An 11145-nucleotide genomic window follows, 5' to 3' on the forward strand; every position below is an offset into this window, starting at 1 on the left:
CGCGCGCCGGTCGATCGCTGGTGGCTCACGCCCGGTTCACCGCCACTTGGCCTGTGATACGGCCTACCACCGTGCCGGATCGTTGATCTGGCGCAGCAGGTTTTCTTGCCAGTCGGGGGTGGAAAGGAGTTCCTCCATCATGAAAAAGCCCAGCCGGCGATAGCTTTCCCACTGCGCCTCGTCGAAGAACTGGTCCCCGGTGGTTTCGTGCGGAAAGGCGGAGTGCGCCGTGGCATAGCCGGTGACATCGGCCGAAACCCCTTCGCACAGGCGCGGCTTGATCCACACGATATGCCCGATCACGCCATAGGAATTGTCATCCTCGGGCACTGTGCGGCCATGAACTTCGAGTAGCAGGCAGAACGCGCGGTCGATCGGGCTCGCCGCCGTCCCTGGCGCGCTGCGCCGCGCCGCCCGCAGGCGCCAGTCCTCCTCCTCGCCATTGAGGAACAGGGAGGCGGCCGTGCTGCCCACCAGGTGCTGCACTTTGGTGGGCTTGGCCACTTCCAAGCCAAACCCCAGGTCGATCCGCGCCTTTCGCGCCAGATTTTCCAGGTCTTCGAACACAAAGCCGGGATCGGCACCATTGTCGGCCACCACGATCGTGCGGACCCGCCGCCGCAGCAGTTCGTAAGCGCCGCTGTTCTCGAAATGGCCACCGTCGGACAGATAGACGCGGCTGTAGCGGCGGGTGAAATAGCCGCGCATTTCCGAACCGAGATAGAAGAACGTGCGGAACAGCCGCGATGTGAAATGCCAGGCTTTCCGCTTGCGCGGCTCGCCCTCGCTTTCGCGCAGCAGCATGTCCACATGCCACCAATAGCCCAGGCGGATATTGGCAAAGCACAGCGCCAGCGACCCACCCAGCGTGGTGCGCGATCCCATCCCGGTAGACGCCGCCGCCCCGGAAATCGCACACAACTGCCCCAGCGAAAGCCCTTCCACGCCAGCCGCTTCCAACGCGCTCCAAGCAAAGAACGCGCCCGTCGGCGTGCCCGGTGTCGTGGCGTTGACGAACAGCCCCTCGGGCGCAAAGACCATCGGCACGCCCTTGCGATCGCGTTCCAGCAACTGCGAATGGGCGCTGCTGACCGTTTCATTGAGCGTCACGTTGATCAGGTGCAGCGGCGCCAGGGTGCGCTGTTGCTGATAGACGGCGATCGGCACCTGGTCGCCCGGATCGGTCTCGGTGATCGGCTTGGCCGCGTCACCTCCCTTGCCCGGCCTGGCTTCGGACGGGGGAGACCGCCTTGCAGCCGGTTGATGTTGGTTGCCCCGACATACGCCCGCGTCAGCCGCGCGGCATATATGCCATGGAGCGACGAAAGGTTGATAAATCCGGTGGCCCAGCCCGTGGCCATCATCAGGCCCAGCACCACGACAAGCGCGATCACCACAATTTGCCCGTTCCATTGCCCTGGCAAGCCGGACACCCAGCGCTGGCCATCGAACAACAGGGCCTGCACCGTCACATCCGCCCCCACCGAAACCAGGCCATAGAGCAGCACCCCGGCCGCCAGCGCCAGGGTCCAGACATGGCGCCCCAGCATCGCCGCCAGCTTGCCATCGCCACTCACCCAACCGGGTAACTTGTTGATCAGCCAGGCTCCCAGCGGCGCGAGCGCCAGGCCCAGCGCCTGGCGCAGGCCAATCCCGGCCTGGTTCTGGCGCGCGATCCAGTCATAGGCACTCAATCCCAAGGTGTTGATCGTGGCCAGTGCCGCCAGGCCCAGCGACAGCCCCAGCAGATTGCCGCCCCAGCGCGTCAACCGGCTGCGTACGTCGGCGGTATAGGCATCATCGGGCGCCACTTTGGCATGCTGGGACAGGTAAGCAGCCAGAAGTGCGGCCAACGCACCGATCACCGCCAGAAGCACACCCGCCAGCACCATCAGGCTGGCCCCCTCGCCAGACGGAAACTGACGCCAGGCGGCCCAGCCCACGCCAATGGCAGCCAGCCACAGCACGATGCCGGCCGTGAGCCGCGCCCAGGCAGGGCTTTGTTTGTCCCGGCTGCGTTGGTCCTGACCGCGCCCGGCAGAGGATAGCACTTCCGTGTACCAATAGCCCAACCACACCGCCAGGGTGACAAAGGCCAGCGCCAGCACCGGCCACCACAGCAGGCTGGGCAGCAGGTGGAACGGCTGGGCACAGGCACCAGCGCGAACCGGTTGCAGGCAGCCCGCCGCATTCGCCGCCATCGGCGCGGCGGAAAGCGGCGCGCGCAAGGTTCCGTTCGGATCGGCATTCGCCACCGTCCAGGCCGTCAGCCCGGTCATCACCGTGGCCAGAAACACCACCGGCAGCAGGAAGACATAGAGCATCGCCAGCCAGTTGCGCGCCATATAGGCGGCTGCGGGCAGATAGTCCGACGCGCCGTTTGGCGCCAGATAGCGGCTATGCTCGCGCAGCCAGCGTACCGGGTGGCGCAAGGTCCGCCCATCCCACCGCAGCAGCGTGGCGTCCGAACGCGACGATAGCACGGCCTGTGCCAGATCCGCTTCATCCAATATCACGCTATCGGTTGCGCCAAGGCCGGCATTGCCACCCCGCGCGCTGTCGGGCAGGAACAGGCTGCCCAGGAAACTGCCGAAATAGCCGCCGCCGGAAACGGTGGAACAGTAATCGAAATCGAGCAGACGCCCTGCGCGCGCCAGCGCCTGGGCCAACCCCAGGCTCAAGGTGGCACTACGAATGCCCCCGCCGGAAAACGCCACGCCCATCGTGCCGGGCGGCACCGCGGCATCGATTTCCGGCCCCTTGCCGCCCACCCACTGGCGCAACAACGCGCGCCGCGCGTCGATGGCATTGTCCGTCGCCTTCGCCTCGTCCATCTCGGCCCCCTTGTCCAGTCTACTCATCCTGCCGGTTCACCCAGCTGGCTCACCCCGCCGCCTGCCGCCGCGAAAACGCCCCGATCAGCATCGGAATGCCGGCCAGCAGCGCCGAAATCGTGGCGTTGAGATTGTCCCCCTGTTGCGCCGCGCCATAGGCCACCAGCAGCAGGCCCAGCGGCACCCCCACCAGCAGCGGCCACCGCGCCAGGTTCCAATCCCCCTGGGGCATGCGCGCCCGCCAGCGGCGAATGGTCTTGGGCCGCTCGGCCTGGCGCACGAACATGGCAAAGCTCTCGTTGAACAGGCGTGGTCCCGGCTCGAGCGTGACCAACCGCCGCCGCACCAGGGAACGCAGCACGAGCGAGGCATGGATGTTGACATGGTGCCCACGGGCGATGGCATCGAGCACCACGCATTCCGCCTGCGTGGAAGCGAACCACAACTGCTCGTAATATTCGATCAGGTGCACGCGCAGGAAATCGATCGCGGCGGGCACGGTGGGCAGGTTGATGCCACTGGCCCAGGCGCACAGCGCAGCGGGCCGCGCGCCTTCCGACAGGCTATCGACCCCGGGCAAGAGCGTGGCCACGATATGGCGGGGCAGATGCCGCAATTCGTGCAACAGCGCCTTGGCAGGCGCCAACAACGCCTCGTCCTCATCCACCATGGCACGGTCGATCAAGGGCCCGCCGTCTTTCGGCGTATGGGTCACGAACGTCTGGAAAAACCGCGCCCAACGCAGCTCTTCAAGGCCCGCCGTTCGCTCCACCTGCCCGGCGTTTTCCGCGTCCACCACATCGAGGATGCGTTCCAGCGGGGTGAGGTCGGAATAGACCACCAGTTGCCGCAGCTTGCCATTGCGCACGGCGCGGTCGGCCTGCTCCAGAAAGACCAGCGCCGCACGGCGCCGCGCGGCATCGCGCAGCAGCAGCGACAGGCCATAGACCTGCAGGATACCCGCCTTGGGCATCAGCCCGGCTGCCAGAGTGCGCACATCCTGATCGCCCAGCTTGGCCGGATCGGGGTAGAGCAGCACATCGGACAGGTCGATGGTGACGCTGCCGGCCGCATCTTGCGCGTCCAGCTCGCCCATCAGCGCTTCCCGGCTGGCATGATCGCCACCCACCACCAGCAATCGGGGCGCGGTGCGCACGCCTGCCACTTCCGGCGCAGCCACGCCCAGCGGCACCCCGAACCCGCACAGCGCGCGCAGCACAAGGCGGGGCAACCAAAGCCACAGCGCGACCAGTGGAACCACGCCGAACACCAAGAGAGCCAGCCAATCGAGCGGCGGCAACCATTCGATGTCGTAACTGCCGCCGTTGCGGCCTTGCCCCAAGTCAGTTGGCGCCGCCACACCATCGCCGAACCAATGGCCCTGGCGCATGGACCAGATGGCAGAAGCAAGGGCCGATGCCGGCCACTGCGTGGACGCCGGCTCCCCGTCTTCCCGCTGCTGGCTGCGCACCAGGCGCCCGATGCAGGCGTTGCGCTCCGCTTCCTGCCCGGCCAGCGTGAGCCCATCGACGGGAATGCCCTGACATTGCGCCGTGGCCACCAGATGGGCGCGGCGATCGCGATCGACATCGGCCAGCCGCGCGGCGATGGCCTGATCGTTGTGATGATGCGCCACGGAAAAGGCGCGCGCATCCAGCCATACCAATGTGCCGGGCACCAGCGCCATCAAGGCGATCAATCCCACCACCAGGTGGTGAAACGGCCGCTCTGCCTTCGGTGTCAGGGCTTCGTCGCTATCAGGCTGGGCACAGACCCACACGCCCATGCTCACCACCGCCGTCGGCACCGCCAGCGCGCAAAAGGCCAGGGCCGGCGCCATCGTGTGCAGCGTCAGGGCAAGGACCAGGGCCACGATCAGGATGCCGATGGCCAGGGGCCCCACGCGCCGCGCCAGCCAGGCATAGACCTCCGCCCCGGCCTGGTGCGGCCAAAGATCGGCCCAGCGCGCCGGTGGGCATAGTCCGGGCAAGCCCGGCTTCACCCGCAGGCCCAACAGCAATCCGCCAGCCACCAGCACCATCAGTACCAGCAGCGCCAGCGCGCTCCACAACGCCAGGCTAGCCGTGCGCGCGGCAACCGCATCGGTTTCGGCCAGGTTGCTCCAGACCAGCACCACCCAACTGGTGCCCGGCACCGGCATGGCTGCAAAGCTGGCCTGACGCCCGCCATAGCGCGCGTTGAAATGCAGCACCTCGGGCTTCCCGCCCAGCGCATCGGGGCGTGCCAAGGCCACGATCTTTCCGGGGATGGCGCGATCCGCCTCCGCCTGCTCCGCTAGGTTTTCCAATCCGGCGTGGCCGCGCTGGGCATGAAAGATCACCGGCAGGCGCAGATCGTCGCCCGCCCAGTTGCGCGTTTCCACCACCATGAAGCGCTGATCGGGGCGCAGGTTCGCCAGGCGGGCAGGCTGCATCAGCGCATCGAGCTGGAATGCACCTGCCGCATAGCGGTCGGCCTGGCCGGGCTCTCCCTGCAGGCGGGCCGCCAGCACGGCGGTATCCAGCCCCATGGTTTGCGAACGCACGCCGCTGGCCAGCCATGCGATGCTTCGCGAATTGGCCGTGGTGGTGTTGGCCGTCTCGGGCTGGTCGCGCAGGCGCTGGAAATAGTCCCGCCCACTCAGATCCACGGCCACCGGCCGCCGCGGGTTAAGCGAGCAAAGGCGGCCATCGGCCGGGACAGCCACGTTGTCGCCCGGTTTCACCCGGGGCGGCAACATGCCGTCTTCATACAGCACGTTCGCTTCGGCAAAGCCTGCACACGAAATGTCGGGCGTCTCACCGGCCAGCAGCGTAGCCAACTGACGCGCCTGCGCATGCACTTGCGTGCCGATCGCGCGCGCCAGGTTCTGCGCGGTTGTCGCCGCGGCGCGTGCGGTCGATTGCCGGCCGGCATCGGTATCGTGCGCCAGCAACACCATGAACAGCGCCAGCACCAGCGCGGCAGGTACCCCGGCCAGCATGGCAATCACTTCGACCCGGCGGGGACGATTGCCCCGCGCCCATCAGTTGAAAACGCAGGAACGGCAGAAGCACCGCCAGGAACAGCAGCACCAGCAGCGCGCCCATCCGCTCCACCGGCATGGTTTCGAGCCAGCGTTTGGTCATGGCCGATTGCGGCATCAGCGCCACGACGTAACACGCCGTGGTCCCCGCCGGATTGGCGCCAGCGCCACCGGTTGCGCCACCGCACGGCTGGCTCACCGCGTTGGGTACCAGGAACGGTTTGATATAGGCCAGGTAATCCTCGCCACCCACGCTCATTGCCACCACGTCGCGCACGGCGCCGATGGCAATGTCGTGCGCGCCTTCGGGCGTGCCCTCGCCGCTTTTGGCGCCCAAGCCGCTGCCGATCTCTCGCGCCAGGTTGCGTCCCATCGCGCCGGTATCAACCAGCCCACCCATGGTATCGATCGGCAGGGGCGGATCGCCCAGTTGCGCCACGATATGGCCGCTGCCGTCCACCAGCAGAAAGTGCGAAATCGGCGTGTCTTCCACGCTGGTGTTGATCAGCCGGTCCAGCGGCACGCGCGCCATGAAGCAGGCAATGATCTTGCGTGGTCCGGCGTCGGGATCGTTGCGGATCGCACCGGCAACTTGCAGGCGAATGCCCTGCCCTGGATGTTGGCCCTGTTCATAGCCGATGGCAATGGAACGATCGCCCAGCTTCGCATTGATCACGTCGTCGCAGGTGTTGTTCTCGTCGACGCCGTAGATATGCAGGATATATCGCCCCAGATCGGGGTGGAACATCACCAGGGTCTGGTTCGCCGCCGAAGACGTCACCGCTGCGGTCTTTGCGTTTTTCTGTTGCTCGTCTTGTTTCGGGGCAGCATTCACATTGGCCCGCGCCATGCGCTCGATATCCAGCGGCCAGGATTGCAGCCCTTGTGCGGCGATTTCCACGAGGTGGAAATTGCTCTTGTGCGTGCTGTTGACGACGATCAAACTATGAACAAAAGCAACCAAACCAACGCCAAGGCTGGTTAACGCCACCAGGACTGCACAGACGCGCAGCCAATAAGGCAAAACTCGCCTTGGCGCCGCAGATGCCGCATCTGAACCAACCGATTTCTGTGAATCCACCATACCGGCTGCCCCCGCTTCCGGCCCTGCAAGACACGAATCTTGGTATTTATTGCAGGATTACGAAAGCTAACACGGAGCAGCACTTGAGCAATAGCAATATTTTTAATTTCAAATTGGTGGTTTCGTGATCAAGGCAACTGTCGACTTGGAGGCTGATTCAAAATTCGCCGGAAGGCGAAGTTTGGGTTCGGCACCGGCAGCCTCTCCGAAACTACGTCGTAGACGTAGTTCGGGTCGGGCTTTCACGCAAAACGCGGCGCGCGGCGCTGCGCAAAGGCGGCGATGCCCTCCGCGGCCTCGGCCCCGGCGCCGGCCTGGGCAATGCGCACCACTTCCAGGTCAAGCTGGGTGGCCAGGTCGTTTTGCAGGCTCTCGGCAAGCAGTGCGCGGGCGCCGGCGATGGCAGCAAGCGGCCCCTGCGCCAGGCGTTGCGCCACGGCCAGGCCCTCGGCGTGCAGATCCTCGGCCGCCACGGTGCGGGTGACCAGGCCGATCGCCGCGGCTTCCTCTGCACCGATGCGGCGGTTGGTCAGGATGATCTCCTGCGCGCGGCGCAAGCCCACCACGCGTGGCAGTGTCCAACTCATGCCGCCATCGGGGGTCAGGCCAACCATGCCATAGGCGGCGGTGAAGTGCGCCCCGGGCGCGGCCAGCACCACGTCGCCCAGGATCGCCAGGCTCAGCCCCGCGCCCGCTGCCGGGCCGTTGACCAGCGTGACCAGCGGCTTGCCCATCTGCGCGAGCTTGAGCACGCTGCGATGCACCGCACCTGCCAGCGCGAAGAGAAACGCCGACGGCCCCTCGCTCGCCGTGCCGAACGCGCTCACGTCACCCCCGCCGCAAAACAGCTTGCCCGCGCCGGTCAGCACCACGCAGCGCACCGCGGTATCGGCAATCGCCGCATCCACTTGCTGTTCCAGCCGCAGCGCGGTGGGCATGTCCAGCGTGTTGCCCGCCGTCGGGCGGTTGAGCGTCAGGATCGCCACGGCATCGTGCCGTTCCAGCACCACCAGATCATCGTTCATGCGCAGGCCTCCATCGCTTCGCGGCCCAGCCGGGCCAGGCGGGGGAAGGCTTTCGCCCGCTCCGCCGCCTGGGCGTTGGCCGCCGTGCCGCGCAGCACGCGGCCCTTGATCCCGTGAAAGATCGCGGCCAGCCGAAAGAACTGGAACGCGACATAGAAATCCCAATTGGCAATGCCATCCCGCCCGTGCGCGCGCAATAGCGGGCCATATAGTCCGCCTCGTTCGGCGGCCCAATGGCACAGGGTCCGCCCCGCCCAGTCCCGCCACGATATCGGGCGGCATGCGATAGAGCATGGCGTGATAGGCAAAGTCCGCCAGCGGGTGCCCCAGCGTGGACAATTCCCAGTCCAGCACCGCCAGAACGCGCGGCTCGCTGGGGTGGAAGATCATGTTGTCGCAGCGGAAATCGCCGTGGACCAGGGTGGTCGTGTCATCGTCTGGAATGGCCGTGGGCAGCCAGGCGACCAGCGCGTCCATATCGGCGTCGCGGCCGGCAAGCTCGTCTTCCAGGTATTGCCGCGTCCAGCGCCCGATCTGCCGCGCGAAGTAATTGCCCGGCCTGCCATAGTCGGCCAGGCCCACCGCCACGTGGTCCACGCCGTGCAGCGCGGCGATCACGCGGTTCATCTCATCGAAATAGGCGGGCCGATCGGCCTTGGGCACCTCGGCAAAGCTCGTGTCCCAGAACACGCGCCCGTACCACCATGTCCATCACGTAAAACGCGCTGCCGATCACGGCATCGTCGTCGCACACGCCCCAGGATGCGCGCCACCGGCACGTCGCTTGTCGCCAGGGCCTGCTGCACGCGCGCTTCGCGCAGCACGTCGTGCGCGCCTTTGAGCACGGCGCCGGGTGGCTTGCGCCGCAAGACATAGCGCGCGCCCGGCGTTTCCAGGCGATAGGTGGGGTTGGATTGCCCGCCGTTGAACTGCCCAATGGTCAGCGGCCCGGCAAAGCCATCGACATGGGCGGAAAGCCACGAAGCCAGCGCGCCTTCGTCCAGCGCGGTGCGCACCGCGCCTACGCCGGCATTGGCCTGCGCGATCTGCGCCGCGTCGAGCTTGTCAGTGGGCATCGACGGTTTCCTGGGCCTGCTTCCAGTCGCGCTTGATCTTCTTGGCCAGGCTCCACTTGTGCACTTCGGTGGGGCCATCATAGATGCGGAACGCACGGATTTCGCGGAACACCTGCTCCACGATGGTCTTGTCGGTCACGCCGGTGCCGCCCATCACCTGCACGCAACGATCGGCCACGCGCATCAGCGCTTCGGACACGGCCCACTTTGGCCATGCTGCTTTCCGCCGTGCCCAGGCTGCCGGTGTCGAGCACGCCCGCGCACCAGTCGATCATCAGTTCCGCCTGCTTCAGGTCAATCAGGTTTTCGGCGAGCATGAAGCCCACGCCCTCGTGGTCGATCAACGGCTTGCCAAAGGCCATGCGGCGATTGGCATAGTCGCTGGCAATCTCGTTGGCGCGCTGGCAGGCGCCAAGCCAGCGCATGCAGTGCGAAAGGCGCGCGGGCGAAAGGCGTATCTGCGCATACTTGAAGCCTTCGCCCGCCTGGCCCAGCATCTGGTCGGCCGGCACGCGCAGGTTTTCGATCGTCACCGTGGCATGGCCGCCCGGCATCGAGGTGTCGATCGTGTTGGGCACGTGGTCGATGCGGATGGCAGGATCGGGCAGGTCCACCAGGAACATGCACGCCCCGCCCTGGCTGTCCGCCCTCATCCGACCGGGCCATCACGATGCCCACTTGCGCGCCATCGGCCCCGGTGATGAAGCACTTGGTGCCATTGACCACCCAGGTGGTTGCCGTCCTTGCGGCACGTGGTGATCATCATCGAAGGGTCGGATCCCGCGCCTTGCAGTTCGGCCGGCTCGGTCATGAAAAAAGGCCGACCGCGCGCGGCCTTCCACCATCGGTTTGAGGAAGCGCTCGCGCAAATGGGCATCGCCCACTTTGCCCAGCAGGTACATGTTGCCTTCATCGGGCCGCTGCGGCGTGTTGCAGGCCAGCGGGGCCCAGCTGGGAAAGGCCCGGTAGCGGCAAGCACCACCGCGGTTTTCCCGCCCTGGAGTAAGGTTGGCCCCCTAGCCGGAAGGATAGGCGGGTGTCAGCATCGGCTCCGCCGCGCGCCGCGGCCCTTCTTCGCGCAGTTCGCGCACCAGGTTCGTCGGTCGCGCGCCGCCATGATGGTCGTCGCCGACCGTTCTTTGTCATAAGGCACCACCACGGCGCGCACGAAGGGCTTCCAACCTTTTCCCGCGCCAGGTCTTGCGCCGCTGCCATCCCGAATCCCGCTCATCACCCTCTCCCTTTTTCGGTTCGGCCCGCGGTCCCCCCCTGGAGTGTCAGCGCGGCGCCATGCCGGATCGCGCCGTCCAGGCGGATCACTTCGCCGTTGAGCATCGGGTTGGTCTCGATCCGCTCCACCAGCTTGGCATTTATTCCGGCCGGCTGGCCCAGGCGGCTGGGGAACGGGCACTTGGTTCGCTCGAGCGAAATCCTGCGCTTCCTGCGGCCGGCTGGCGAGCAGGCGGCGTCCAGAACATGGCCCGGCGCGATGGTGTTGACGCGTAATGCCGAAGCGGGCGAGAGTTCGCGGGCGATCGGCAGGGCCATGTGCCACCACCCCGCCCTTTGGCTGGCGGCATAGGCCCGTGGCCGATCTGCTCCCGTTCGAACGCTGGCAACGGCCTGGCGGTGTTGACGATCACCCACCCCCGCGCGCACCATCGGCAATCCGAGCGGGCTTCGGCATCGAAAATGCGCAGCGGCGAATTTTCGACAGCACGTTTGAACGTGCCGTTCAAGGTTGATGTTTGATGATCCGGGCGAAAATCGGCCAGCGGTCAGCGGCTGCCCCTTCGCGGTTGAGCACTTATGGCCGGCGGGGCCGAAGCCCGGCGCAATTGACCAGGATCCGCGCCTTGCCGTTCAGGCCTTCGGCCTCGGCAATGGGCATTCGGCCCGGCGTCTTCGTCGGTGGGACGTTTTTGACCGCCTTGACAACAGGCCGCCGATTTCCGCCGCCTTGGGGCCGTGCCCAGTTCCGGCATTGAAGATCGAACAGGCGTGACCATGGCCCCCCCCCGCGCGCGGCAAGCAGTTCGGCCGTCAGGCCGCGCCCCCGGCCCGAGCCCCCCGGTCCCCACGATGTGCCGCAAACGCATTG

General features: G+C 66.6%; 5 protein-coding genes and 2 pseudogenes. All 7 read right to left on the bottom strand.

Annotated elements, in window-relative coordinates:
* Positions 1–63: 63 nt before the first annotated feature.
* The 7 genes and pseudogenes from R9J51_RS22665 to R9J51_RS22695 all read right to left on the bottom strand — a co-directional run bounded on the left by R9J51_RS22665 (position 64) and on the right by R9J51_RS22695 (position 10592).
* Positions 64–1167 (bottom strand): hypothetical protein, encoded by a 1104-nt coding sequence (locus R9J51_RS22665; RefSeq protein ID WP_432788051.1) that lies wholly within the window; start codon positions 1165–1167, stop codon positions 64–66.
* Positions 1116–2834 carry a hypothetical protein gene (locus R9J51_RS22670; protein ID WP_432788052.1) on the bottom strand — a complete coding sequence of 573 codons (1719 nt, stop codon included), beginning with the start codon at positions 2832–2834 and terminating at the stop codon, positions 1116–1118. The genes R9J51_RS22665 and R9J51_RS22670 overlap by 52 nt, the downstream gene beginning before the upstream one ends.
* A gap of 49 nt (positions 2835–2883) precedes the next feature.
* Positions 2884–5817 (bottom strand): hypothetical protein, encoded by a 2934-nt coding sequence (locus tag R9J51_RS22675; RefSeq protein WP_432788053.1) that lies wholly within the window; start codon positions 5815–5817, stop codon positions 2884–2886.
* Between the two features lie 1368 nt (positions 5818–7185).
* On the bottom strand, positions 7186–7968 hold the full coding sequence (locus R9J51_RS22680; protein WP_179562854.1) for an enoyl-CoA hydratase/isomerase family protein: 783 nt from the start codon (positions 7966–7968) through the stop codon (positions 7186–7188).
* Positions 7965–9044, bottom strand: a pseudogene (locus R9J51_RS22685) (phosphotransferase). The gene R9J51_RS22680 and the pseudogene R9J51_RS22685 overlap by 4 nt, the downstream one beginning before the upstream one ends.
* Positions 9034–10275 (bottom strand): annotated as a pseudogene (locus R9J51_RS22690) (acyl-CoA dehydrogenase family protein). The pseudogenes R9J51_RS22685 and R9J51_RS22690 overlap by 11 nt, the downstream one beginning before the upstream one ends.
* Positions 10275–10592 carry a hypothetical protein gene (locus R9J51_RS22695; protein WP_432788054.1) on the bottom strand — a complete coding sequence of 106 codons (318 nt, stop codon included), beginning with the start codon at positions 10590–10592 and terminating at the stop codon, positions 10275–10277. The pseudogene R9J51_RS22690 and the gene R9J51_RS22695 overlap by 1 nt, the downstream one beginning before the upstream one ends.
* Between the last annotated feature and the right edge of the window lie 553 nt (positions 10593–11145).

This window comes from Novosphingobium rhizosphaerae (assembly GCF_050920675.1).
Taxonomy (GTDB): domain Bacteria; phylum Pseudomonadota; class Alphaproteobacteria; order Sphingomonadales; family Sphingomonadaceae; genus Novosphingobium; species Novosphingobium rhizosphaerae.

Coding starts and splice junctions, on each gene's coding strand:
- R9J51_RS22680 (WP_179562854.1), bottom strand. CDS start 7,968: ATGAACGATGATCTGGTGGTGCTGGAACGGCACGATGCCGTGGCGATC.
- R9J51_RS22675 (WP_432788053.1), bottom strand. CDS start 5,817: ATGCTGGCCGGGGTACCTGCCGCGCTGGTGCTGGCGCTGTTCATGGTG.
- R9J51_RS22670 (WP_432788052.1), bottom strand. CDS start 2,834: ATGGACGAGGCGAAGGCGACGGACAATGCCATCGACGCGCGGCGCGCG.
- R9J51_RS22695 (WP_432788054.1), bottom strand. CDS start 10,592: ATGGCCCTGCCGATCGCCCGCGAACTCTCGCCCGCTTCGGCATTACGC.